Annotated in this window: 24 protein-coding genes; 12 read left to right on the top strand and 12 right to left on the bottom strand. The window is 71.2% G+C overall.

The features are described 5' to 3' along the window. The first annotated feature begins 97 nt into the window (after window positions 1-97). On the top strand, window positions 98-547 hold the full coding sequence (locus AB0B50_RS06350; protein WP_362326430.1) for a DUF523 domain-containing protein: 450 nt from the start codon (window positions 98-100) through the stop codon (window positions 545-547). Window positions 548-605: 58 nt separating this feature from the next. Here AB0B50_RS06350 and AB0B50_RS06345 read toward each other — a convergent pair whose 3' ends face one another. Beyond that, window positions 606-992: an MmcQ/YjbR family DNA-binding protein gene (locus AB0B50_RS06345; protein ID WP_362326427.1), complete on the bottom strand. Its 387-nt coding sequence runs from the start codon at window positions 990-992 to the stop codon at window positions 606-608. A gap of 84 nt (window positions 993-1,076) precedes the next feature. On the opposite strand from AB0B50_RS06345, the gene AB0B50_RS06340 reads away from it, so the two are divergent. Continuing rightward, window positions 1,077-2,273 (top strand): saccharopine dehydrogenase NADP-binding domain-containing protein, encoded by a 1,197-nt coding sequence (locus AB0B50_RS06340; protein ID WP_362326423.1) that lies wholly within the window; start codon window positions 1,077-1,079, stop codon window positions 2,271-2,273. A 57-nt stretch (window positions 2,274-2,330) separates the two neighbouring features. Here AB0B50_RS06340 and AB0B50_RS06335 read toward each other — a convergent pair whose 3' ends face one another. Together AB0B50_RS06335 and AB0B50_RS06330 are read right to left on the bottom strand one after the other, a co-directional pair. Next, on the bottom strand, window positions 2,331-3,776 hold the full coding sequence (locus AB0B50_RS06335) for a glyceraldehyde-3-phosphate dehydrogenase (protein ID WP_362326420.1): 1,446 nt from the start codon (window positions 3,774-3,776) through the stop codon (window positions 2,331-2,333). A gap of 72 nt (window positions 3,777-3,848) precedes the next feature. Then, window positions 3,849-4,574, bottom strand: coding sequence for an endonuclease V (locus tag AB0B50_RS06330; protein ID WP_362326417.1), 726 nt, complete (start codon window positions 4,572-4,574; stop codon window positions 3,849-3,851). A 196-nt stretch (window positions 4,575-4,770) separates the two neighbouring features. Between AB0B50_RS06330 and AB0B50_RS06325 the strand changes: the two genes are divergently transcribed. Continuing rightward, window positions 4,771-5,286: a hypothetical protein gene (locus AB0B50_RS06325; RefSeq protein WP_362326414.1), complete on the top strand. Its 516-nt coding sequence runs from the start codon at window positions 4,771-4,773 to the stop codon at window positions 5,284-5,286. A gap of 73 nt (window positions 5,287-5,359) precedes the next feature. Beyond that, entirely contained in the window at window positions 5,360-6,799 is a 1,440-nt protein-coding gene (locus tag AB0B50_RS06320) for an SPFH domain-containing protein (protein ID WP_362326411.1), read from the top strand. Between the two features lie 25 nt (window positions 6,800-6,824). Here the strand turns inward: AB0B50_RS06320 and AB0B50_RS06315 are convergent, their stop codons facing one another. The 6 genes from AB0B50_RS06315 to AB0B50_RS06290 all read right to left on the bottom strand — a co-directional run bounded on the left by AB0B50_RS06315 (window position 6,825) and on the right by AB0B50_RS06290 (window position 11,553). Continuing rightward, window positions 6,825-8,069 carry a PP2C family protein-serine/threonine phosphatase gene (locus tag AB0B50_RS06315; protein ID WP_362326408.1) on the bottom strand — a complete coding sequence of 415 codons (1,245 nt, stop codon included), beginning with the start codon at window positions 8,067-8,069 and terminating at the stop codon, window positions 6,825-6,827. Next, entirely contained in the window at window positions 8,066-9,070 is a 1,005-nt protein-coding gene (locus AB0B50_RS06310) for a SpoIIE family protein phosphatase (RefSeq protein ID WP_362326406.1), read from the bottom strand. Before AB0B50_RS06310 ends, AB0B50_RS06315 begins: the two co-directional genes overlap by 4 nt. Next, window positions 9,067-9,450, bottom strand: coding sequence for an anti-sigma regulatory factor (locus tag AB0B50_RS06305; RefSeq protein ID WP_362326877.1), 384 nt, complete (start codon window positions 9,448-9,450; stop codon window positions 9,067-9,069). Before AB0B50_RS06305 ends, AB0B50_RS06310 begins: the two co-directional genes overlap by 4 nt. Window positions 9,451-9,526: 76 nt before the next feature. Beyond that, window positions 9,527-9,934 carry an STAS domain-containing protein gene (locus AB0B50_RS06300; RefSeq protein WP_362326403.1) on the bottom strand — a complete coding sequence of 136 codons (408 nt, stop codon included), beginning with the start codon at window positions 9,932-9,934 and terminating at the stop codon, window positions 9,527-9,529. Continuing rightward, window positions 9,931-10,812, bottom strand: a complete 882-nt coding sequence (locus AB0B50_RS06295) for an STAS domain-containing protein (protein ID WP_362326401.1) — start codon at window positions 10,810-10,812, stop codon at window positions 9,931-9,933. The genes AB0B50_RS06300 and AB0B50_RS06295 overlap by 4 nt, the downstream gene beginning before the upstream one ends. Window positions 10,813-11,052: 240 nt before the next feature. Beyond that, entirely contained in the window at window positions 11,053-11,553 is a 501-nt protein-coding gene (locus AB0B50_RS06290; protein ID WP_362326398.1) for a MarR family transcriptional regulator, read from the bottom strand. Window positions 11,554-11,738: 185 nt separating this feature from the next. Here AB0B50_RS06290 and AB0B50_RS06285 point away from each other — a divergent pair, with 185 nt between their 5' ends. After that, window positions 11,739-12,905 (top strand): PP2C family protein-serine/threonine phosphatase, encoded by a 1,167-nt coding sequence (locus tag AB0B50_RS06285; protein ID WP_362326395.1) that lies wholly within the window; start codon window positions 11,739-11,741, stop codon window positions 12,903-12,905. A 48-nt stretch (window positions 12,906-12,953) separates the two neighbouring features. On the opposite strand, the gene AB0B50_RS06280 is transcribed toward AB0B50_RS06285, so the two are convergent. Further along, complete coding sequence (locus tag AB0B50_RS06280; protein WP_362326874.1) at window positions 12,954-13,814, bottom strand: RNA polymerase sigma factor SigF; 861 nt, start codon at window positions 13,812-13,814, stop codon at window positions 12,954-12,956. Window positions 13,815-14,045: 231 nt separating this feature from the next. Between AB0B50_RS06280 and AB0B50_RS06275 the strand changes: the two genes are divergently transcribed. Both AB0B50_RS06275 and AB0B50_RS06270 read left to right on the top strand, forming a co-directional pair. Next, complete coding sequence (locus AB0B50_RS06275) at window positions 14,046-14,459, top strand: ATP-binding protein (protein WP_362326392.1); 414 nt, start codon at window positions 14,046-14,048, stop codon at window positions 14,457-14,459. 177 nt (window positions 14,460-14,636) lie between these two features. After that, the gene (locus AB0B50_RS06270) at window positions 14,637-14,936 is read left to right on the top strand and encodes a YciI family protein (protein ID WP_362326389.1); all 300 of its coding nucleotides are present in this window, start codon (window positions 14,637-14,639) and stop codon (window positions 14,934-14,936) included. Window positions 14,937-14,965: 29 nt separating this feature from the next. Here AB0B50_RS06270 and AB0B50_RS06265 read toward each other — a convergent pair whose 3' ends face one another. After that, a complete protein-coding gene (locus AB0B50_RS06265; RefSeq protein ID WP_362326386.1) occupies window positions 14,966-16,075 on the bottom strand; it encodes an oxidoreductase in 1,110 nt (369 codons plus the stop codon). Between the two features lie 213 nt (window positions 16,076-16,288). Here AB0B50_RS06265 and AB0B50_RS06260 point away from each other — a divergent pair, with 213 nt between their 5' ends. Beyond that, window positions 16,289-16,705 (top strand): SsgA family sporulation/cell division regulator, encoded by a 417-nt coding sequence (locus tag AB0B50_RS06260; protein WP_362326383.1) that lies wholly within the window; start codon window positions 16,289-16,291, stop codon window positions 16,703-16,705. Between the two features lie 112 nt (window positions 16,706-16,817). On the opposite strand, the gene AB0B50_RS06255 is transcribed toward AB0B50_RS06260, so the two are convergent. Beyond that, window positions 16,818-17,498: a GPP34 family phosphoprotein gene (locus tag AB0B50_RS06255; RefSeq protein WP_362326380.1), complete on the bottom strand. Its 681-nt coding sequence runs from the start codon at window positions 17,496-17,498 to the stop codon at window positions 16,818-16,820. Window positions 17,499-17,818: 320 nt separating this feature from the next. On the opposite strand from AB0B50_RS06255, the gene AB0B50_RS06250 reads away from it, so the two are divergent. The 4 genes from AB0B50_RS06250 to AB0B50_RS06235 all read left to right on the top strand — a co-directional run bounded on the left by AB0B50_RS06250 (window position 17,819) and on the right by AB0B50_RS06235 (window position 23,752). Further along, window positions 17,819-19,462 carry an ABC-F family ATP-binding cassette domain-containing protein gene (locus tag AB0B50_RS06250; protein WP_362326377.1) on the top strand — a complete coding sequence of 548 codons (1,644 nt, stop codon included), beginning with the start codon at window positions 17,819-17,821 and terminating at the stop codon, window positions 19,460-19,462. Between the two features lie 10 nt (window positions 19,463-19,472). Further along, entirely contained in the window at window positions 19,473-21,782 is a 2,310-nt protein-coding gene (locus AB0B50_RS06245) for an excinuclease ABC subunit UvrA (protein WP_362326374.1), read from the top strand. A 62-nt stretch (window positions 21,783-21,844) separates the two neighbouring features. Beyond that, window positions 21,845-22,621 carry a dimethylargininase gene (gene ddaH / locus AB0B50_RS06240; RefSeq protein ID WP_362326371.1) on the top strand — a complete coding sequence of 259 codons (777 nt, stop codon included), beginning with the start codon at window positions 21,845-21,847 and terminating at the stop codon, window positions 22,619-22,621. Window positions 22,622-22,780: 159 nt separating this feature from the next. Beyond that, entirely contained in the window at window positions 22,781-23,752 is a 972-nt protein-coding gene (locus AB0B50_RS06235) for an acyl-ACP desaturase (protein WP_362326368.1), read from the top strand. Window positions 23,753-23,782 lie beyond the last annotated feature (30 nt).

Raw genomic sequence — 23,782 nt, 5'->3', positions numbered from 1 at the left:
AACGTGTTCCACCGCGCACAAGCCCCTGGCGAGCAAGCGCTTAGACAATTGTGGCCCGGGGCGGCCGCGCGGTCGTGCGGCGCCTAGCCTGGGCGGCATGGATTCCGTACTGGTCAGCGCGTGTCTGCGGGGAGTTCCGTGCCGCTACGACGGCCGTGACAAGGCCTCGCCCGAACTCGACGCGGCGGTGGCGGGCCGCGAGGTCGTGTCGTTCTGCCCCGAGGCCGCGGGCGGCCTGCCGACACCGCGCCGCCCCGCCGAGCTCGTCGGCGGCGACGGGCACGACGTCCTGGACGGCACGGCGCGGGTCGTCGAGGACACGGGCCGCGACGTGACGGCCGCATTCGTGGACGGCGCACGGCGCGCCCTTGCGGCCGCACGGCACGGCGGCTGCACCGAGGCGCTGCTGATGCCCCGCAGCCCGTCCTGCGGACGCGGGGCGGTGTACGACGGGTCGTTCGGCGGCGAGCTGGTGGCCGGGGACGGGGTGACCGCGGCGCTCCTGGAGCGGAACGGGATCGCGGTGCGGACGGCGCCGGGGGTGTGATCCGGCCCGGTCGCGCGCGCTGCGCGGATCAGACCTGGCCGGCTTCCAGTTCCTCGGATCAGCCCTCGCGGGCGTCCAGTTCCGCGACCCACTTCTTCGTGGCGATCGCGCGGTAGCTCTCCTCGACCCAGTCGCAGAGCAGCTCGGCGGCGGGCGCGCCCTTCTCCTCCAGGGGGATGCGCACCCAGCCGGACCGGCCGAGGCCGTACCCGGCGGGCTCGGCGCCGGGCGCGGTCAGGGCGTGCGCGTGCGCCTCCTCGTCCGTGAGCTTGAGGGTGATCCCCAAGGGGTGACTGCCGTCGTCCACACCGAGGAAGACGAACACCTTCTTGTTGACCTTCGCGACCGACTCGCCCCACGGGAAGTCCTCCGTGGCACCCGGCATGCCGAGCGCGAAGGCGCGCACGCCCTCCCACTTCCTCAGGGCACTTTTCGGGACAGCCATGGGTACCTCCTGGTCACGGTCCACTCCCCTCACGCTAGCCTCGGCCACCGACAACTGCGCGGGGGCGTACGGCTGAGAGGTGCCATGACCGGTGACAACAGCAAGAACACGGACCGCGCGTACGACATCGTGCTCTTCGGAGCGACGGGATTCGTCGGCGTGCTCACCGCGGAGTACCTCGCCGCGCACGCGCCCGCCGGGCTGCGGTGGGCCGTAGCGGGGCGCGACACCGCGAAACTGGAGAGCCTGCGCGAGCGCCTGGCCGCCATCGACCCGGCCTGCGCCGAACTCCCGCTGGTGCGGGCCGATGCGGCGGATACCGCCTCGCTGCGGGACATGGCCGCCCGCGCGCGGGTGGTCGCCACCACCGTCGGGCCCTATCTGACGTACGGACAGGATCTGGTCGCGGCGTGCGCCGATGCGGGCACGGACTATCTGGACCTCACGGGTGAGCCGGAGTTCGTCGACCTCATGTACGTGAAGCACGACGCCCGCGCGCGGGAGACCGGGTCCCGCATCGTGCACGCCTGCGGCTTCGACTCGATCCCGCACGACCTGGGGGCGTACTTCACGGTGCAGCAGCTGCCGGAGGACGTGCCGCTGCGGGTCGACGGCTATGTACAGGCGGTCGCGCAGGTCTCCGGGGGTACCTTCGCCTCCGCGCTCAACCAGTTCGCCCGGGGGCCGCAGATGCTGGCCGCGGCGAAGGACCGGCGCCGCCACGAGCCCCGCGTGGTCGGCCGTAAGGCGTACGCACCGCCGAGCGCGCCCCGGTACGCGGGCGAGATCGGCGCGTGGGCGCTGCCGCTGCCGACCATCGACCCGCAGGTGGTGCAGCGTTCGGCACGGGCCCTGGAGCGGTACGGGCCCGACTTCCGCTACCGCCACTACGCGGCCGTGAAGTCACTGCCGTTCGCCCTGGGCGGCACGCTCGCCGTCGGCGGTCTGGCCTTGGCGGCGCAACTGCCCGCCGCGCGGCGGTGGTTGTCCTCGCGGCTCAAGCCCGGTGAAGGGCCGAGCGAGGCACAGCGGGCCAAGTCCACGTTCTCGGTGCGCTTCGTCGGCGAGGGCGGCGGGAAGCGGGTGTTCACCGAGGTCTCGGGCGGCGACCCCGGCTACGACGAGACAGCGAAGATGCTGGCCGAGGCGGCCATGTGCCTCGCGCTCGACCCGCTGCCGCCGATCGCTGGGCAGTTGACCACCGCCGTGGCGATGGGCGACGCGTTGATCGAGCGGCTGCGGGCCGCGGGGCTTTCCTTCCGGGTGGCGGCGGTGCGCTGAAACACCACGACGGGTGCCCTGCCCCGAGCGGGGCGGGACACCCGTCGGCCAGGTGGATCAGGCCACCGGCACGGGGTACGTCGGGTACTCCACCCCGGAGACGTGCTGGACGACCCGGATGACCTGGCACGAGTAGCCGAACTCGTTGTCGTACCAGAGGTAGAGGATCGCGTTGTCGCCGTCCACCTTGGTGGCGCCGGCGTCGACGATCGAGGCGTGGCGCGAGCCCACGAAGTCCATCGAGACGGCGTCGGGGGCGGTGGTGAAGTCGATCTGGCGCTTGAGCGGCGAGGTCAGCGAGACGTTGCGCAGGTAGTCGAGGACCTCGTCGCGGGTGGCCTCGCGGCCCAGCGTCAGGCTGAGGATCGCGATCGAGACGTCCGGCACCGGGACCCGGATGGAGCTGCCGGTGATCGGCGCCTTCAGGTCGGGCAGCGCCTTGGCGACGGCCGAGGCGGCGCCGGTCTCGGTGATGACCATGTTCAGCGGCGCGGAACGGCCGCGGCGGTCGGCCTTGTGGTAGTTGTCCAGCAGGTTCTGGTCGTTGGTGAACGAGTGGATGGTCTCCACGTGACCGCGCAGCACGCCGTACTCGTCCGCCATCGCCTTCAGCGGCGGGACGATCGCGTTGGTGGTGCAGGAGGCGCAGGACAGGATCTGCTCGTCCGGCTTGATCGTGTCGTGGTTGACGCCGTGCACGATGTTCGGGACGTCGCCCTTGCCCGGGGCGGTCAGGACGACCTTGTCGATGCCGGGGCGCAGGTGCTGGGAGAGCCCCTCGCGGTCGCGCCACTTGCCGGTGTTGTCGATGAGGATGGCGTCCTTGATGCCGTACGCCGTGTAGTCGACCTCGGAGGGGTCGTTGGCGTAGATCACCCTGATCGCGTTGCCGTTGGCGACGATCGTGCTCGTCGCCTCGTCCACGGTGATGGTGCCCTGGAACTGGCCGTGGATCGAGTCGCGCCGCAGCAGCGAGGCGCGCTTGACGAGGTCGGCCTCGCCGCCGCCGCGCACGACGATGGCGCGCAGCCGCAGGCCGTTGCCCGATCCTGCCTTCTCGATGAGCAGGCGGGCGACGAGACGGCCGATGCGGCCGAAGCCGTAGAGGACGACGTCGCGGCCCTCGCGGCACTCGATCTTGTTGGCGCCCGTGGCACCGGCGACGGCCTCGGCAGTGAAGGCCTCGACGCTCAGACCGCGGTCGTCGGTCTTGTACGTCGCGGCGAGCATGCCGATGTCGATCTGCGAGGGGCCGAGGTCGAGCGTGGTGAGGGCCTGCAGGAACGGCAGCGTCTCGCTGACCGAGAGCTCCTCACCGGCTATCTGCCGGGCGAATCGGTGGGTCTTCAGAATGCTGACCACCGACTTGTTCACCAAGGAGCGGCTGTGCAGCAGGACCGTGACGTCCCGCTCGCGGTGCAGCTTCCCGATGATCGGGATCATCGACTCCGCGGTCTCCTCGCGGTGCTTCCAATTGGTGAACGAGTCGTCATTGACAGTCACGTGCGTCTCTTTCGAGCTAGGCGGCGCTCATATGCTAACCCGCCCCACTTTTGAACGTTCAACCCGGTGCCGTCACCGGCCCTCTCGCGAAGGCTCCGCCGCCTCCGTCGCCTCCGTCGCCTCCCGCAGGGCAGCGCGGCACAGGGCGTCCGCGCGGCGTGTGGACTCCGGGAGGCGGTAGCGGGGCGTCAGACGCAGGGTGTGCTCGCAGGCGCGCGGCAGGTCGACGCGGTGGCCCGCCGAGACGAAGACCGGCTTCACGCCCTCGCGGGTGCGCAGCGCGCGCCCCACCTCCTCCGCGCCGTCGAGCAGGGGCGAGGAGCTCCCCCGCGGCGCGTTTGGAGCCTCGTACGAGAAGGTGAAGGGGTTCTTGGCGACGCCGATCGTCGCGAGCCCCGTCAGGACGCCGAGGTGGCTCGCCAGGCCGAAGCGGCGCGGATGGGCGATGCCGTAGCCGTCGCAGACGACCAGGCCGGGGTCGGCGTCGAGGCGGGAGAGTGCGGCGAGGACCGTCGGGATCTCGCGGAACGCCAGCAGGCCGGGGACGTAGGGGAAGGTGACCGTGCCGACCGCCGTCGACTCCTCGACCACGTCGAGCGTCGCGGCGTCGAGGACGACGACGGCCGCGGCGACGACGTCCCGCTCGTCGTCGTAGGCGACGTCCACACCGGTCACGTGGCCCGTGCCGGGGGCAGGGCCCGTGTCGTCGAGGACGACGCGGGTGCGCAGGTCGTCCTGGACGGCGCGCGCCGTCCGCTCGTCGGTGGGCCAGTCGGAGGGCAGTGAGTAGCTGATCATGGTGCGGGCCAGCTTAGTTGGGGTACGAGGGCCCGCTCCGGGCGTCGTGCGCGAGCGGCACCGCCGCGCCGACCGGCATTAAAGACGCGTAAAGACTGCCGGAAGCAGGCAATGTTCCGCACCGCCGCGAACTGCGACGATCGGCCCGTACCGGGGTGAACGGCAGGGTGAACGGCATGACGGGGGAAGTGGTCCGATGACGGTGTTTCTGGGTCTCGGCATCGCGGGAATCGTGCTGCTGGTGCTCTCGCTCCTGCTCGACGGGGTCCTCGAAGGACTCTTCGGAGGAGTGGGCGCGCTGGACGGGCTCTTCGACGGGCTCCTCTCGCTGCCGGTCATCGCCGGGTTCGTGTCCATGCTCGGCTTCGGCGGAGCGATCGTGCTCGGCACGACCGGGCTCGGCGCCGGTCCCGCCACCGTCGCGGGAGCCTGTGCCGGGACCGGAGCGGGGTGGGTCACCTGGCGGCTCACCCGCGCCCTGATGCGCGACCAGACCGCGACCACTCCGCGCGGCGACGACCTGGTGGGCACCGCGGGTTCCGTGGTCACCGCGATCCCGGCCGACGGCTACGGCGAGGTGCTCCTTCAACTCGCCGGACAGCCCGTGAAGTTCGCGGCCCGCAGCTCCGTCGCCGTGGCGCGGGGCGCCGAGATCTGGGTCGACGCGGCGCTGTCGCCGACCTCGGTGGCCGTGCGGCCCGTCGAGCGCTGACCGACCGCCCTCACACACCACGCAACGTAACTCAACCGATCTGCCGTCCCCGGGTGGCAGGGGGGAACGCACCATGAGTCCAGTCCTGACCGCCGTCGTCGGAGTCGTCGTACTCCTCGTCCTGTTGGCGCTCGTCGTCATCACCCGCTACAAGGTCGCCGGGCCCAGCGAGGCCTTCATCGTGACCGGGCGGCGCGGCAAGAAGTCCACCGACCCGAACACCGGCCGGGTCATGACCGACAACAGCGGCCAGAAGGTCGTGGTCGGCGGGGGCGTCTTCGTCGTGCCGTTCGTCCAGCAGAAGTTCACCCTCGACCTGTCCTCGCGGCACATCCCGATCGCGGTGCGCGGCGCCGTCACCCTGCGCGGCGTGAAGTCGAACCTCGAAGGCGTCGCCATCGTGAAGGTCGGCGGGACCGAGGACTCGATCCGGGCCGCGGCCCAGCGGTTCCTGGTGCAGCAGGACGGCATCGTCGGCTTCACCCAGGAGGTGCTCTCCGGCGCGCTGCGCTCCATCGTGGGGCGGATGTCGGTGGAGGACATCATCCGTGACCGTGCCGCGTTCGCCGGGCAGGTCGCCGAGGAGGCCGAGGCCAGCCTGTCCGGGCAGGGCCTCGTCCTCGACGCCTTCCAGATCCAGGACATCACCACCGAGGGCTCCTACCTGGAGGACCTCGGGCGCCCGGAGGCCGCCCGCGCCAAGCAGGAGGCGGACATCGCCGAGGCCGTGGCCCGCCGCGCCGCCGAGCAGGCGCGTCTGAAGGCCGAGGAGGAGATCGCGATCGCCCAGCGGACGTTCGCGCTCAAGCAGGCCGAGATCAAGGCCGAGACGGACGAGGCGTCGGCACGCGCGGGGGCCGCGGGACCGCTCGCCGAGGCCGCCCGCCAGCAGGAGGTCCTCACCGAGCAGGAGAAGGTCGCCAAGCGCCAGGCGGCGCTCACCGACAGCGAGTTGGACACCCAGGTCCGCAAGCCGGCCGACGCCGCGCGCTACCAGGCCGAGCAGGAGGCGGAGGCCCGCAGGATCGGCCTGGTCAAGCAGGCCGAGGCCGACGCCGAGCGGGCGCGTCTGACCGGTGAGGGCGAGAAGGCACAGCGTGCCGCGCTCGCCGACGCCGTGCGCCTGGAGGGTGAGGCCGAGGCCGCCGCGATCGGCGCGAAGGGCGCCGCCGAGGCGGAGGCGATGCGCAAGAAGGCCGACGCGTTCGCGCAGTACGGCGACGCGGCCGTCCTGCAGATGCTCGTCGAGGTCCTGCCGAGCGTGGTCGCCAAGGCGTCGGAGCCACTCGGCGCGGTGGACAAGATGACGGTGATCTCGACGGACGGCGCGAGCCAGCTCTCCCGCACCGTCGCCGACAACGTCGCCCAGGGCGTCGAACTCCTCAGCTCCACCACGGGAGTCGACCTCGCCGAGCTCCTCAAGGGCATCACCGGGGGCAAGGCGTCGGCCCCGTCGCCGGAGGCGTCCGCGGCTCCGGCCGCCGTCAACGGCCGGATCGACGTGACCGACTAGCGGCTGCCACGCTCGGGCGGGCCCGTCACGCGCCGGTGCGCCGCACCGCGATCGCCAGGGTGTCGTCCTGGTGGAGCACGTCACGGAGCAGGTCCTCGGCCACCAGGCCGGGGATCTGCTCCGTTTCTCGTACGCGGTGACGGCACACGGCGTCCTTGAGCCGCCGCTCGCCCTCCAAGGGGTCCCTGCGGCTCTCGGTGAGACCGTCGGTGTAGAGGAACAGCACGTCGTCGACCCCCAGGTGCGCGGTCAGCAGCCGTTCGCTGCCGGGCAGGGGGAAGCCGATGCCGCGTCCGCGCACCTCCAGGTAGCTCGCCTCGCCGTCGCCACGGGCCACCAGCGCCGGCGGATGACTGCCGTTGGCCAGGGTCAGCTTCCCGTCGGCGGGGTCGAGGCGGGCGAGCAGCAGGGTGGCCATGACGCTCTGGTCGAAGGGCGCCAGGATGCCGTCGGTCCGCGCCACGATGCTCTCCAGCGGGTGGCCTTCGAGGGCGAGGGTGCGGACCGCGTGCGTGACGGTCAGCGCGGTGCGGGTGCTGGTTATGCCGTGCCCGAGCGCGTCGACGACCGTGATGTGAACGGTGCCGTCCGGGAGCGTGAACCAGTCGTACAGGTCGCCGCCGGTGGGCGCCTCGTCGCTGGCCGGGGCGTAGTGCACGGCGAGTTCCAGGCCGTCCACGTGCAGGGGCCTGGGGCGCAGCGCGTCCTCCAGGGCGCGCAGGGTGCGGCCGTGCGCGGTGCGCAACTGCTCGTCGCGCTCTTCGAGTTGTACGTAGAGGGCGAGGACGCCGCTGTTCGTCTCGGCCAGTTCGTGCTTGAGCCTGCGGTGCTCGTCGGCCAGGGCGTCCGCACGGGCCAGCGACGCGCGGAGCTCCTCCTCCAGCAGGGCGGTGTCGGCCTCGCCGCGCTGTGCCGCCGCGGGGCGGGCGGCGTGGCCGGGCGAACCGGTGGACGGCAGCGGCAGGTTCCACACCACGGTGCCGTCCGGCTGGGTCCGCGCACGCAGCGGCAGTCTGTCGGTCGCCACCGCGTGCCCCGGGCTCTGGTTCGGCAGGCGCAGCGCGAGGGTCAGCCGGTGGGCGCCGTCCTCGTCGGTCTCGCGGCGGCTGAGCAGGGTGACGGGGCGGCCGCCGCCGAGGGCCGCCCCGGCCACCTCGCTCAGCGACAGGACGAGCCGTGCGCGGTCGTCGGCGGGCAGCCGGTGCCCGAGGGCGATGCTTCGTACGGTGTGCCGCAGGGCCTTGAGCGTACGGAAGGTTTCGCGGGTCATCTCATTCCCAGGTGGGGGCCGAGGGTCAGGACGGTGGCGTCGTCACGTCTGCGGCGGTGGCTGTGGGCCAGCGAGGCCGCGAGCAGCACCGGAGGCAGCGTGAGGCGCGCGGCGGTGGGGGCGTGCGTCCAACGGTGGTCGATGCCGTCGGTGTACAGGGCCACGGTGGTGTGCTCGGAAAGGTCCACGAACCGGCTCCTGGGCGCGGGAAGGGTGTACCCGACGATGCCGGCCTGCCCGGTGAACTGGTGGTGGATGCCTTCGGGGGACAGCGCCGCGGCACGGACGTTGCCGACCCCGCAGTACTCGGCCCGTCCCGCGGTGATGCGCAGGGCCGCGACGGCTGCCCCGCGGGTGTGCCGCAGCGCCTTGTGCAGGGCGGTGAGCACGTCCGCCAGCGGGGCCGCGGGGTTCGCGAGGAAGGTGCGTTCGGCGCGCTGTGCGGCGGTGGCGGCCTCGGGGCCGTGGCCGAGGCCGTCGATCACCAACGCGGTCCGGGCTCCGCCGTGTTCGGCGATCGCGTAGCCGTCGCCGGTCGCGTCCTGGCCGTCGGCGGGCAGACACAGCGCTCCCGGGGCGGCGGCGGTGCGTGGTGCGTCCGGGGCGGCGAGACGGGCGTGGGCCAGCGTGCCGAGCGCCGCGTCCGAGCGGATGGTGAACTCCGTGGCGATACGGCGCGCGGCGCCCAGGCCGGCGCCCATCGTCCTGGTGGTGCTGTATCCGTCCGTCAGGCTCAGATCGATGTCGGGCATGCCGGGGCCGCTGTCGACGGCGACGATGTCCAGGCCTTCGCCGAGCGGCGAACGCTGGACGAACAGGGCGCCGTTGCGGGCGTGCTTGACGATGTTGCTGGCCAACTCGCTCGCGAGGACGGCCGCTTGGTGGGGCAGCGCACCGGGCATCTCGCGGGCGAACGCCCTGGCGTGGTCCGCGGCGCTCTGCACGGCGCTGGGGTGGTCGATGGCGATGTGCGTGGTGCGGGCCGCCGCGGCGGAGTTCACCGCGGCCCGATCCAGCGCAGGGCGGTGATGGTCGTGCCCCGCCCCGGGGTGGACCGCACCTGGAACTCGTCCATGAGGCGACGCGCGCCGCCCAGGCCGTGCCCGAGCCCCGCGCCGGTGGTGTATCCGTCCGTGAGCGCCTGGTCGATGTCGGCGATGCCAGGGCCTTGGTCGCTCACCGCCAGCTTCAGCCCTCGGCGGCCGCCCCGCTGGACGATCTCCAGGGTGAGGACGCCTCCGCCGCCGTGCACATAGGCGTTGCGGGCCAGTTCGCTGGCGGCCGTGACGATGCGCGTCTGGTCCACGAGCCCGAAGCCGACCCTCAGGGTCGCTTCCCGTACCGCGTGCCGCACCGTGAGCAGGTCCTCCTCCGCACGGATGGCGTGCTCGGCACGGGCGCCGTCGCTCTCCGGGGAGCCCGCGACCGGGCTCGGGCGGGCGGACGCTTCTTCGAGGTCACCGTAGAGGGACAACGGGGCCCCCCTTTGGGGGTCGGGGCGCGGGCTGCCAGCCCAGCGCGATCATTCCCTGCTCCGCGTTGAGCGTGGTCTCCACACCGGACAGCTGCAGCCCCAGTTCCACCAGGGTGATCGCGACCGCCGGGCGCATGCCGGCCACTATGACCCGGGCGCCCAACAGTCGCGCCGTGGTGGTCAGTTCCATCAGCGTACGGGCCACGAACGAGTCGATGATCTCGAGCCGTGAGATGTCGATGAGGATCGCGCGCGCACGGTCGGCGACGATGCGCTCCGTCAGCTCCTCGGTGAACGCGACCGCCGCTTTGTCGTCGAGCTCGTTCAGCAGACCGGTGACCAGTACGTCACCGAGTCGCAGGATCGGTACGCCGCTCAAGCCGCCGCTCACCGCGCCTCCGCGAGGGAGGCCCGGTGGACCGGCTGGTCCGTGAGCAGCGGGATGGCGGCGGCGAGGGCGTCGGCCAGCGTCGCGCGCGTCAGGATGGCCGACAGGTCGATGCCGAGCTGCGCGATGATCTGGGCGATCGGCGGACGGATGCCGCTGATCACACAGTCGGCGCCCATCAGGCGTACGGCGTTGACCGTCTGCATCAGGTGGTGCGCCACCGCGGTGTCCACCGTGGGCACACCGGTGATGTCGATGATGGCGACCTGCGCCTCGTCCCGCTCGATGGCCTCCAGGAGGCTCTCCATCACCACCTGCGTCCGGGTGGTGTCGAGGGTTCCGATCAGCGGGACGGCGAGCACCTGGTCCCACAGGCGCACCACCGGCGTGGAGACTTCCAGGAGTTGGCGGCTCTGCCGCCGGATGATCTCCTCGCGGCCCTCGACGTAGATCTCGAAGGACATGGCGCCCGCGGTGTCGAGGAGGCGGTTGATGAACAGCGCGGCGTGGTAGAGCGCGGTGACGTCGCGCGTGTCCTGCTGCACCGCCTCCAACAGGGCTTCCTTCAGCGCCAGTACGGCCAGCGAGGTGGCCGTGGGCGTCGCGCCGCCTCGCGCGCGGCGCAGCGAGAGGTCGGTGACGGCCTGGCGCAGTCCGGGGTGCGCGGCCACGACGTCCCGCACGGGGTGGTCGGTCTCGAGGCCGGCCAGCAGGGCCTCGACCAACGAGTCGGCCTCCTCGTTCAGTTCGGCCTCGGTGATGCCGGTCTCCAGGACCGCCTGCTCCGACTGGAGCTCGACCCACCGGTCGGCCACCTTCTCCCCTCGCTCGCGCAGAGCGGAGCTGACGCGCGACCGGGCCTCGGACTCACTGGTGTTCATTCCATCCACCTTAGCAATTGTTGCCGCACGGCAAATGTTATCCGAGGGTGGCGATCGACCTTCGGTCGCCTTGAGCTCACGGGGTGTCAACTGCGCCATACGTCAGTGCGGTTGTCGCGGATCGGTCGCCTCGGCCGTCCTGGCCGTCCTGGCCGTCCTGGCCGTCCTGGCCGTCCTGGCCGTCGATACGTTTTCGACCGTCTGCATGTACCTGGATGCGCCGGGAGTAAACCCGCGCGATCAGGCTGACTCCACCGCACGGGCGTTCGCAGGGCCCCGGCCGGGCTCGGTCCCCTCCACCGCGCGGCGGAAGCCGCTCAACCCCTTGACCAGGGCAGCACGTTCGGCGGGGCGCATCGTCGACATGGCTTCGAGCAGCGCGCTCTCGCGGCGGGCCCGCAGGTCGCCGAGGTACTTTTCTCCACGGCTCGACAGGCGCAGTTCGAGCTCACGACGGCTGGCCGGGCTGAGGGACCGCTCGATGAAGCCCAGGGCATGAAGGCGGTCGCACATACGACTCACCGAAGACGGCGCCGAGCCCAAGTGCTCGCCGAGCGTGCGGAGGTTGATCCCCTCGGCGCCGTCCAGGGCGAACAGCACGCGCAGCTGCGACGACGACACCGGTGCCGTCGTCGCGATGTCCCTGCCTCTCCCCCACAGCACTTCGAGCAGTTCGATGACTTCCCGGGCAGCATGCGCGGCCGCACCCTGGTCGCCCCCGCCGGAAGTTTCGGAATCCATGCCCTCAACTGTGACACTTCGCAATGGCCCTGTCAGTCGCTGAGGCATGGCAGGCCCTCGGCTCCTTCTCGCACACTCATCCCGATCCGAACCCGCACACTCATCCCGATCCGAACCCGCACGCTCATCCCGATCCCAACCCGCACTCTCGTCGCGACCGAACAGGAACAGGTGGTACCGGACAGTTGGACAGATTCACGGCTGTGGAACGCGCCTTGCGCCACTCCGCACCGCACGCTCTCCTCGAAGCGGTTCAGGACGCGCTCGCCGTCCACTACGCGGCCCGCTCCGTCGACCTGCTCATGGCCGACTACGCGACGACCATACTCCAGCCGGTCAACGCGCTTCCGCACACCGCACTCCCCGTGCCGGTCCACGCCAGCGTTCCGGGACGCGCCTTCGCACGCCAGGAACCGCACGTCGAGACCGACGACCACGAGGAGGTCGGCTCCGTCCATCTCCCGATCAGCGTGCGCGGCGACCGCATCGGCATCCTGACCGTGCGCCTGCCCTCCCCGGTCTGCGACGCCGCCACCGTGCGCGAACTGGCCGACGTGGCGGAGGTCCTCGGCCACGAGATCGTCGTGGCCGAACGCGACACCGACCTCTACCTCCAGGCCCGGCGCGCCGACCGGCTCACCCTCGCCGCCGAGATGCAGTGGCAGTTGCTGCCCGGACGCTCCTGCTCCCGCCCGGAGTACGACATCGGGGCGCAGCTGGAGCCGGCCTACGCCATCTACGGCGACAACTTCGACTGGTCGGCCTCCGCCGACCATCTGACCCTCACCGTCACCAACGGCATGGGAGAGGGCATCCAGGCCGCCCTGCTCACCAATCTCGCCGTCAACGCGCTGCGCAACGCGCGCCGTGCCGGACTGTCGCTCACCGATCAGGCGTGCCTCGCCGACCAGGCCGTCTACGGCCACCACCAGGGCGAGGTCCATCTCTCCACGCTGCTCCTGCGCTTCGACCTCGCCACAGGGGACGCGGAGGTCATCGACGCGGGCTCGCCGAAGATGTGGCGGCTGCGCGACGGCAGGGCCGAGCCCGTCGAGCTGGACGCGCAGCTCCCGCTCGGCATGTCGGAGGACACGCCCTACACCGCGGAGCACTTCCACGTCCGGCCCGGGGACCGGCTCCTGTTCGTCAGCGACGGCGTCTACGACGTGGCGTCCCCCACGGGCGAGCGCTACAGCGAGCGCGCGCTCACGCGGGCGATGACCGGCACCCGGCTGCTGCCGCCCTCGCAGGTCCCGCGCGCGGTGCTGCAGGAACTGTCCGGGTACCGCGGCCCGATCGACGCGGACGACGACGCCATGATCGTGTGTCTCGACTGGCGGGGGCGCCCCTGAGGCCCGCGCGCCCGCCGGTCAGCCCGCGGGTGTGAGCATGCCCGCGGGTCAGCCCGCCGGAGTGAGCATGCCCGCGCGCAGGCGCTTGAGCGTGCGGGCCAGCAGCCGCGAGACGTGCATCTGCGAGACGCCCAGGTGCTCGCCGATCTGTGCCTGCGTCAGTTCGTCGACGAAGCGCAGGTGCAGAATCTGCCGGTCGCGCTCGCCGAGTTCGGCGAGCAGCGGCGCGAGGGCGTGGAAGTCCTCCACGAGTTCCAGGGCGGGGTCCTCCTCGCCGATGAACTCCGCGAGCGCCGCCTCGCCGTCCTCGGGGTCGCCGTGGACGGGGGCGTCCAGGGAGGTGGAGCTGTAGCCGTTGGCGGCCACCTGGGCCTCGACGACCTCGTCCTCGGTCAGGTTCATCAGGGCGGCCAGCTCCGCGACCCGCGGGGCACGGCCGAGCCGGGTGGCGAGCTCCTCCTTGGCCTTGGCCAACTCCACCCTGGCCTCCTGCAGGCGCCGCGGCACATGGACGGCCCAGGAGGTGTCGCGGAAGAAGCGCTTGATCTCCCCCACGATGTAGGGCACCGCGAACGTGGCGAACTGGGTGTCCCTGGACAGCTCGAACCGGTCGATGGCCTTGATCAGACCGATCATGCCGACCTGGACGATGTCCTCCATCTCGTCGGCACGGTGCCGAAAGCGCCCCGCCGCGTAGCGGACCAGGGACATGTTCATCTCGATCAGGGTGTTGCGCGCGAGCTGGTGCTCGGCCGTGCCCTCCTCCAGCGTGGCGAGCCGACTGAAGAACAGCTTCGACATGTCCCGGGCGTCCTGCGGTGCCATGGCCTGTGGGGAGGCGATCTCCGGAAGCCGCTCGGTCCCGGTCCTGACCTCTGTTCCCGTCGTCATCGTCACGTCGCCCTCCATCGTCGGCCGGCTCTGCATGTCCTCTTGTCCTCGTAACGCCGGTGAACCGCGCGTACCCCGTAGTGATCACTTCATGTCGACGGATCACACAACTGGGCCGCATGGCCGCGATGTTCGGACGTTCTGCGGGGTCCCCCGCCCCAAGGGGGCATTGAACCCGCCAATTCGGGGCAAGAGATCCACTCGTACAACCATCACCTGGTAAGGCCACCGCGAAGAAGGAGGAGGCTGATGCGGACGCAGCACACACCGCTGGACACCGCACCGCTGGAGACGGCCACCTTCGCCAAGAGACCCGAATCCGTCACCGACGCACGGGATCTCACCCGTGCGTTCGTCGCCGGGCTCACCCCGGCCGTCGGGGCCCAGGCCGCCGCGACCATCGAACTCGTCGTCTCCGAGCTCATCACCAATGTCGTACGCCACGCGCGCGGAGCCCTGTGCTCCCTGCACCTGCAGGCACAGCACGACGGCATCACGATCACCGTCTCCGACGCCGACCCACGACCGCCCCGGGAGCGCGATCCCGACCTGGAGGGCGGCACGGGCGGGTTCGGCTGGCCCATGGTCCAGCAGCTGGCCAGGACCGTGAGCGTCACCCGGTACGCGACCAGCAAGACCATCCGGGCGGAACTGGCGAGGTAGCCCGGCACGGAACCGGCACGCAACCGGCGAGGCAGCCCCGGCGCCGGGCGGTTCGACCCGCACCGTGTGCGCCAGCGGCTGCGTGGAGTCCGAGGACCCGGTCGACGTCTTCATGGTGCGGGCGCCGGCAGCCTCCTGACCCGCGGCGGTTTCCGGCCGCCGGGTAGCCTCCCGATCATGTTCATTCTCGAATTGACCTACACCGCGCCGGTCTCCGCCGTCGACGAGCACCTCGAAGCCCATGTCGCCTGGCTCGACGAGCAGTACGAGACCGGGGTCTTCATCGCGTCCGGCCGCAAGAACCCGCGCGACGGCGGCGTGATCATCGCCGTCGCGGACGACCGCGCGCGGATCGAGGAGGTCACCGCGGCGGACCCCTTCGCGGTCGCCGGCGTCTGCGCGTACCGCATCACCGAGTTCTACGCGACGAAGACGGCCCCGGAGCTCGCCCCGTACCGCGAGCGGCTGCCCGGCTGAGGACCGCCCCGCTCCGCCGCCCGCGCCCGCTACCCCCGCTCCAGGCGGGCGATGCGCCCTTTCTCGCCGGAGGCCCAGCAGCTCCGGTCCGCGGCGCAGTCCACGGTGTCGTACGAACCCGTGTCGACCGTGCGCCAGGTCCGCCCGCCGTCCCTCGTGACGTCCGTACCCGTCGGGCCGACCGCGAGGGCCGTGGTGTGGCTGTACGGGAACCAGGCCACGCCCGAGCGGTAGGCGGGCGGCGGCCGGTCCGCCGGGTCCCAGGTGCGGCCGCCGTCACGGGTGACCGCCCCGGCCTTCGGCGACTCCTGGCCCGCGCGGTAGTCGCCGCCGACCGCGATGCCGTGCGTACGGTCGCGGAAGGCGAGCCCGAAGACGCCGCGGGCCGGATCGCCCGCGGGGATCGGCGCGTCGGTGGCCGTCCAGGTCAGGCCCCGGTCCGCGGAGTGCAGGACACGCGCGCGTGCCGCACCGCCGGTGGCGAGCCACACGTCGCGCGGCCCCGAGCTCACCAGGCACTGGCCGCTCGCCGCGAAGGCGGATTCGCCCTCCTGCGCGGCGGGCATGCCGGCGTTCGGCAGGACCTTCCAGGAGCGGCCGCCGTCGGCGGTGGACAGGATGCGGTACCTGCCGTCGACCGGGTCGCTCATCGCCAGGCCGTGGCGGCGGTCGAAGAAGGTCATGCAGTCGTAGAACGCCTTGGCGTCGGTGTTGCGGAAGGACTCGGTCCAGGTGGCGCCGCCGTCCTCGGTGCGCAGCACCCGCGACGCCTCGCCCTCGCCGATGGCGAGCACCACCGCGCGACGCCCGTCGAAGGCCTCCACGTCCCGGAGCTCGAGATCGGCCGCGCCCGGTGGGGAGACATCGCGCCAGGTCTTACCGCCGTCGGAGGTGCGCAGCACGGTTCCGCCGGAACCGGCCGCCCAGGCCGTGCGGCGGCTCACCGCGGCAAGTCCCCGGAAGCGGGCCTCGGTGCCCGTGTCCTTGAGCTGCCAGCGCGGACCTCGGTCCGGGGTGTGCCCGGACCCGTCCGCCAGAGCGGTTCCCGGCGCCGCGAGAACGGTCCCCGCGAGCGCCGCTCCGCACAGTCCCGCACGTATCGTGCGCCTCATCGACTTCGACTTCCCCATGCCCCTCATGGCGGGCGAAGCTAGCCGACCCGCCGGGCCTCGTCCAGATGGCCGGAAGGCGTCCCCCATGAGGCGGTGGCCGGGAACCGCGGGGACCTCCACGGTGTCGCGGTGACAGAGGTCACTCGGTCTCACCCGCTCTCCGTGTGCACGGATCTCGTCATTCCGTCGTCTAGTCAGGTGCCGACCCCAGTCGTCCAGCAGTCAGTGAGGGAGCAGGCGTTGTCCACCGTCATCGAGCAAGCCGTAGAGGCCCGCCTCGTCGCCACCGCGCCGCGGATGGCGACCATTCCCGCGACGCTCCACTACGACCGGCGGGATCCCTTCGCCGTCCGCATGAGCTTCCCCGCGCCCGCGACCCTCGAGGGCATCGAGGTGTACTGGACGTTCGCCCGCGAGCTGCTCACGCACGGCGTCGAGCGCGCGGTGGGCGACGGCGACGTACGCGTGCGGCCGTACGGTTTCGACCGCACCGTCCTGGAGTTCCACGCGCCCGAGGGGACCGCGATCGTCCATATCCGTACCGGGGAGCTGCGCCACTTCCTGCACCGCACGACGACGCTGGTGCCGGTCGGCCAGGAGTTCCGCCATGTCGACCTGGACGAGGACCTGGCCGAGCTGATGCGGGACGCCTGCTGAGGCTGCGCGACATGTGCTGAGACCGCAGGACGCGTGCTGAGACAGGGCTCCTCCCTCGCCCTGCTTCGCACCCCTCCCTCTTCTCCCCCTCCTCCCCCATCCCTCCAGCTCTCTAGCCCCCTCCGCTGCCGGACCGCGCCATCTCCGCCGACGCGACCGCCGAGGCCAGTGCCTTGCGGAGGTTACGCATCAGCGCCCGCAGCTCCGGCGAGGCACCCGCGCTGCGGTCGGTCAGCTCGGCGAGCCGGTCCTTGTACCGCCTGCGGTCCTTGCCGGTGACGACGGGGCTCAGCTTGCCGGTGGCCGCGCACACGACGAGCGCCGCGTCACGCTCGGTGACCTCATCGACCGGCTGCGGGCCACGCAGCACGGTGAGCGCCTCCGCGTGCAGAGCCTCCGCGTACCCCGTGCGCTCCAGTTCCCAGCAGCGGGAGGGAAAGAGCCCGAAGACCCGCCTGTGCACCTCCCGCAGATAGCCGTGGGCGGCCAGCTGGGCCCGCACCGCCTTCAGGGTGGAGCCCGAGCGGTGGGTCATCCAGGCGCGCCACTTGCGCGGCCGTGACTGCTCGACGAGTTCGACGAGGGCGTCGAGCACCGTGTCCCCGGTGCGCGCGCCGACGATCGGGGTGACGATGCCGTCCGACTCGACGAGCAGGCCGCGCTGGGCGAGATCGACCAGGGCACCGGCCCGGACCGCGAGATGCAGGTCGGGTCCGCCGGTGAACCTGCCCTTGTCCGGGTGCCACGCGAGGAGGAAGAGCTTCGCGGGCAGGGACAGCGTTCCGAAGTGCACGACGCCTCCTCTTCCGGTGCCTGTTCTTCCTGGGCGTGTTCATCCGGGGCCTGTCGATAAAACGTTGACACACTCCAGGGACCTTCCTACGGTGTACAACGGTTCTGTTGCCGTCGATAGGAGAAGGACGTTGCTCGTCTGAGGTCATGAGACACCGCGTCACGCAGCCCCGCGCTGCCGTGTACGTCGCGTGTGACCTCGGCACATGAGCCGTCCCGTCCCCGGCACAGGCCTTTTCTCTCTCCGGCCTCACCACCGCCGCGGTGTCTCGAACGCGTTGCCCCCGACCACGCTTCACACCACGCAACCGCGAGGCCTGTATGTCTACTTTCCCCACCTCGATCACCTGCACGTCGCTCTCCTACGCCTGGGCCGACGGCACCGACGTCCTCGACGGCCTGCAGGTGGCCTTCGGGCCCGGCAGGACCGGGCTCATCGGCGTCAACGGCTCGGGGAAGTCAACCCTGTTGAAGCTGATCGCCGGTGAACTGACCCCGACCGAAGGCACCGTCAAGGTCGCCGGCGAGGTCGGCTGTCTGCCGCAGAACGTCACCCTCGACACCGGTCTGCGCGTCGACGACGTACTCGGTATCGCCACGACACGCGCCGCCCTGCACGCCATCGAGGCGGGCGACGTGAGCGAGGAGCACTTCACCGCGGTCGGCGACGACTGGGACGTCGAGGAGCGGGCTCGCGCCACCCTCGACCAGCTCGGGCTCGGCCACATCGGCCTCGACCGCACCACGGGCGAGGTGTCGGGCGGCGAGTCGGTGCTGCTGCGCCTCGCCGCGCTGCTGCTGCGCCGCCCCGACGTCCTGCTGCTCGACGAGCCGACCAACAACCTCGACCTGTACGCCCGCCGACGCCTGTACGAGGCCGTCGAGGCGTGGTCCGGGGTCCTGGTCGTGGTCAGCCACGACCGTGAACTCCTCGACCTGGTCGACCAGATCGCCGAGCTGCGCGACGGCGAGGTCCGCTGGTACGGCGGCAACTTCAGCGCGTACGAGGAGATCCTCGCCACCGAGCAGGAGGCAGCGGAGCGCATGGTGCGCGTCGCCGAGTCCGATCTGCGCAAGCAGAAGCGCGATCTGGCCGACGCCCAGGTCAAGTTGGCCCGTCGCAAGCGCTACGGCCAGAAGATCCAGGACAGCGGAAGTCTGCCGAAGATCCTCGCGGGCGCGCGCAAGCGGGCCGCACAGGAGTCGGCGGGCAAGCACCGCATCATGCACCAGGAGAAGCTGGCCGAGGCCAAGGAGCGCCTGGACGACGCCGTCGAGGCGGTGAGGGACGACGACGAGATCCGCGTCGACCTGCCGCACACCCTGGTGCACCCCGGGCGCACGGTGCTCACCCTCAGCGGCCTCGAACTGTGCTACGGAGCCCGCGTGGAGGGCGAGTTCGAGCTGCGCGGCCCCGAGCGGATCGCGCTGATCGGGCGGAACGGCGCGGGCAAGACCACCCTTCTGCGCACCATCGCCGGTGACCTTGAAGCGGTCGCGGGCGAGGCACGGACGCATGTCCCGATGCGTTTCCTGCCGCAGCGGCTCGACGTTCTCGACGACGAGCTGACCGTCGCCGAGAACGTGGCGGCGTACGCTCCCGAGGCCACCAGGAACCGCGTCAGGGCGCGCCTGGCCCGCTTCCTGTTCAAGGGGGCCAAGGCCGACCAGAAGGCCGGGACCCTGTCGGGCGGCGAGCGGTTCCGCGCGGCGCTCGCGGCGCTGCTCCTCGCGGAGCCCGCGCCGCAGCTGCTCATGCTCGACGAGCCGACCAACAACCTCGACATGGCGAGCGTGAAGCAGCTCTCGACGGCCCTGGAGTCGTACGAGGGGGCGCTGATCGTGGCCAGTCACGACCTGCCGTTCCTGGAGTCCATCGGCATCACGCGATGGCTGCTCCTGGACGGAGAACTGCAGGAGATCACCCAGGAAAAGAAGACAGAAGCTGTCGGGTATTCCGACTAACTTCGCGTGTATGCACCATGACACGCACTCCCACATCACCATCGCCGGAGCCCGCGAGAACAACCTCAAGGAAGTGGACCTGCGCATCCCGAAGGGCCGTCTCACGGTCTTCACCGGGGTGTCCGGGTCCGGGAAGTCGTCGGTCGTCTTCGACACGATCGCGGTCGAGTCGCAGCGCCAGCTGAACGAGACGTTCACGTGGTTCGTCCGCAACCGGCTGCCGAAGTACGAGCGGCCGCACGCGGACGCCATCGAGGACCTCGCGCCCGCGATCGTCGTCGACCAGAAGCCGATCGGTGGCCACTCCCGCTCCACCGTGGGCACGATGACGGACATCTACTCCGTGATCAGGGTGTTGTTCTCGCGGCACGGGACGCCGAGCGCGGGCCCTGCGACGGCGTACTCGTTCAACGACCCGTCGGGCATGTGCCCCGAGTGCCACGGCCTCGGGCGCACCGTCCGGCCCGACTACGACCGCATCATCGACCCCGCCAAGTCCCTGGCGGACGGCGCGATCCTCTTCCCGCCGTTCGCCGTGGGGACCTGGCAGGGCCAGACGTACACCAACACCACCGACCTCGACACGCACAAGCCGGTGGGTGAATTCACGGCCGCCGAGCGGGAGTTCCTGCTGCGCGGCAGCCGTGACCGCGCCGCACGGAAGGTCAAGGTCGACAACACCGGCGGCGCCCGCGACATCGACTACGAAGGCCTCGCCGACCGCTTCGAGCGGCTCTACCTCCACCGCGACCTGTCGGCGCTCTCCCAGAAGACCCGCGACCTGGTGCAGGGCTTCCTGAACGAAGGCACCTGCCTCTCCTGTCGCGGGGCCCGCCTCAACCCGGCGGCGCTCGCCACCCGCATCAACAGCCTGGGCATCGCCGACTGCACCCGGATGGAAGTCACCGACCTCATCAAGGAGTTGGAGCGGATCGACGGCGCGGTGGCGGGCCCCGTCGCGCGCGCCGCCGTGACGGCCCTTGAGCGGATCGAGGCGATCGGCCTCGGCTATCTCAGCCTGGACCGTGACACGTCCACGCTCTCCGGCGGCGAGGGACAGCGCCTGAAGATGGTGCGCCACCTCGGCTCCAGCCTCACCGGCATGACGTACATCTTCGACGAACCGAGCGTCGGCCTGCACCCGCGCGACGTGGGCCGCCTCAACGACCTCCTCCTGCGGCTGCGCGACAAGGGCAACACCGTCCTGGTCGTCGAGCACGACCCCGACGTGATCGCGGTCGCCGACCACGTCGTCGACATGGGCCCGGCGGCCGGCACCGACGGCGGCCTGGTCGTCTTCGAGGGCACACCGGACGAGCTGCGACGGGCGGACACCCTCACCGGCCGCCATCTGCGCCGCACCACCGGCATCAAGGAACACCCGCGCGAGCCGGTCGGCGGCCACTGGGTCAAGGGCGCCGCTCTGCACAACCTCAAGAACGTGAGCGTACGGGTGCCGACCGGGGTGCTCACGGCGGTCACGGGCGTCGCGGGCTCCGGCAAGAGCACGCTGGTCTCGAAGGCGTTCACCGAGGCGCACCCGGACGCCGTGGTCGTCGACCAGTCGTCCATCGGCATCTCGGGCCGATCGACCCCGGCGACATACCTCGGGATCATGGACACGGTGCGCAAGCTGTTCGCGCGCGAGACGGGCGCGAAGGCGAGCCTGTTCAGCTTCAACTCACATGGCGCGTGCGAGAGTTGCCAGGGACGCGGGATCATCTACAGCGACCTCGCGTTCATGGACCCGGTGACCACGACGTGCGAGGCGTGCGAGGGGCGCCGCTTCAAGGAGGAGGTGCTGCGGCTCACGGTCGACGGCAAGTCCGTGGTGGACGTCCTGCAGATGACGGCCGATGACGCCCTCGCCTTCACCGAACGCTTCGATGACACCTCGATCCGGCGTCGGCTGCACGCGCTGCGGGACGTGGGGCTGACCTACCTCACGCTCGGGCAGCCGCTGAGCACCCTCTCCGGAGGCGAGCGCCAACGCATCAAGCTGGCCACGCAGTTGCACCGCACCGGCACGACGTACGTCCTGGACGAGCCGACCACCGGACTGCACATGGCGGACGTCGACGGGCTGCTCGCGATGCTCGACCGGCTTGTTGACGCGGGGAACACGGTGCTGGTCGTCGAGCACAACCTCGACGTCGTCAAGCACGCGGACTGGGTGATCGACCTCGGCCCCGACGGCGGCAAGCACGGCGGGCGGATCGTGTTCGAGGGGACGCCCGCACAACTCGCGCGGACACAGGGGTCGTTCACGGCGGAGCATCTGCGGGGCGCTCTGGGCGGGGAGCGGGCGCGCGCTGCATGATGTCCGGCACCGCCCCGCCCGGCTCGGGCGGCGGCGCCCCGCCCACGTGAGGAGAGCCGACCGTGCCCAGCAAGAAGGCCCTGATACGCCGCCCGAGCCCGCGCGTCGCCGAAGGCCTGGTCACCCACCTGGAACGCACACCGGTCGATACGGGGCTCGCGGTGCGGCAGTGGGAGACGTACGTCGCGGCGCTGAGCGCGCACGGCTGGGAGACCCACGAGGTGGAGCCCGCCGACAACTACCCGGACTCGGTCTTCGTGGAGGACGCGGTGGTCGTCTTCCGCAACGTCGCGCTGATCGCCCGCTCGGGCGCCGCCTCCCGGCGGGGCGAGGCGCCCGGCGTCGAGGAGGCCGTCGTCCGGCTCGGCTGCTCGGTCAACCGGGTGCGGGAGCCCGGCACGCTCGACGGGGGCGATGTCCTCAAGGTCGGCGACACGATCTACGTGGGGCGGGGCGGCAGGACGAACGCGGACGGGGTGCGACAGCTGCGGGCCGCCTTCGAGCCGCTGGGGGCGCAGGTCGTCGCCGTCCCCGTGGCCAAGGTCCTGCATCTGAAGTCCGCGGTGACGGCGCTGCCCGACGGCACGGTGATCGGGTACGAGCCGCTGGTCGACGGCCCCTCGCTCTTCCCCCGCTTCCTCCCCGTACCCGAGGAGGCGGGTGCGCACGTGGTGCTGCTCGGCGGCGCGAAGCTGCTGATCGCGGCGAGCGCGCCGAAGAGCGCGGAGCTCTTCGGCGATCTCGGATTCGAACCGGTTCCGGTGGATATCGGGGAGTTCGAGAAACTCGAAGGTTGTGTGACGTGCCTCTCAGTCCGACTCCGGGGACTGTACGCCTGACCAGCAATGAGGCCTTAGTCGCCCTGGAAGGGGGTACCCCCCGGATTCCCGGCCTCTTTACGGAGGGCTTAACCTACGGCAACGTAACCTACGACACCGTAGGTAGGTGGTGCACCGCTCGCATCGCCCGTAAGAACTCCCGTCCCCCCTGGAGCCCTCGTGACGATCACCTCTCCCCATCTCGGCAGCGCGGACAGCTGGACCGACGCCCGGCTGCTGTACGCGCTGGAGGAAGTGGTCGAGCGCGAGCTGAACCGCCACCTCAAGGTCGCCAAGGACTGGATGCCGCACGAGTACGTGCCGTTCTCCGACGCCCGCAACTTCCCCGGCCAGTTCGAGGACGGCGAGGCCTGGGAGAAGGGCCAGTCGCCGGTCACCGACATCGGGCGCATCGCCCTGGTCGTCAACCTGCTGACCGAGGACAACCTCCCCAGCTACCACCACGAGATCGCCAGCCTCTTCGGCCGTGACGGCGCCTGGGGCACCTGGGTGCACCGCTGGACGGCGGAGGAGGGCCGGCACGGCATCGTGATGCGCGACTACCTCCTCGCCTCTCGCGCCGTCGACCCGGACGAGCTGGAGCGGTTCCGGATGGCGCACATGAGCGAGGGCTTCGAGTCGGACAACCGCCACTCGATGCTGCACTCGGTCGCGTACGTCGCCTTCCAGGAGCTCGCGACCCGCATCTCGCACCGCAACACCGGCCATCAGTCGGGCGACCCGGTCTGCGACCGCATGCTGGCGCGCATCGCGACCGACGAGAACCTCCACATGGTCTTCTACCGCAACCTCCTCAAGGCCGCCTTCGAGCTCGCCCCAGACCTGACGATGCAGTCCGTGCGGGACGTGGTCGTCAACTTCCGCATGCCGGGACACGGCATGCCGGGCTTCGAGCGGGCCGCCGCGCAGATGGCCATCGGCGAGGTCTACAACCTGCGGATCCACCACGACGACGTGCTGCAGCCCGTGCTGCGCTTCCTGAAGATCATGGAGATCGACGGGCTCGGCCCCGAAGGGCGGAAGGCGCAGGAGGAGCTCGGCTTCTTCATGGGCGGGCTCGACTCGGAGGCGTCGAAGTTCGACGAGCGGCTCGCGGCGCGCAAGGAGCGGATGGCGGCGCGGCGCGCCTGATCCGCTCCGCCCGAAGCAGGGCGGTTGCCC

The organism is Streptomyces sp. NPDC041068, from assembly GCF_040647455.1.
GTDB lineage: Bacteria > Actinomycetota > Actinomycetes > Streptomycetales > Streptomycetaceae > Streptomyces.
The sequence above is the reverse complement of the archived record's forward strand: the minus strand, read 5'-3'. Positions and strand labels throughout refer to the sequence as shown.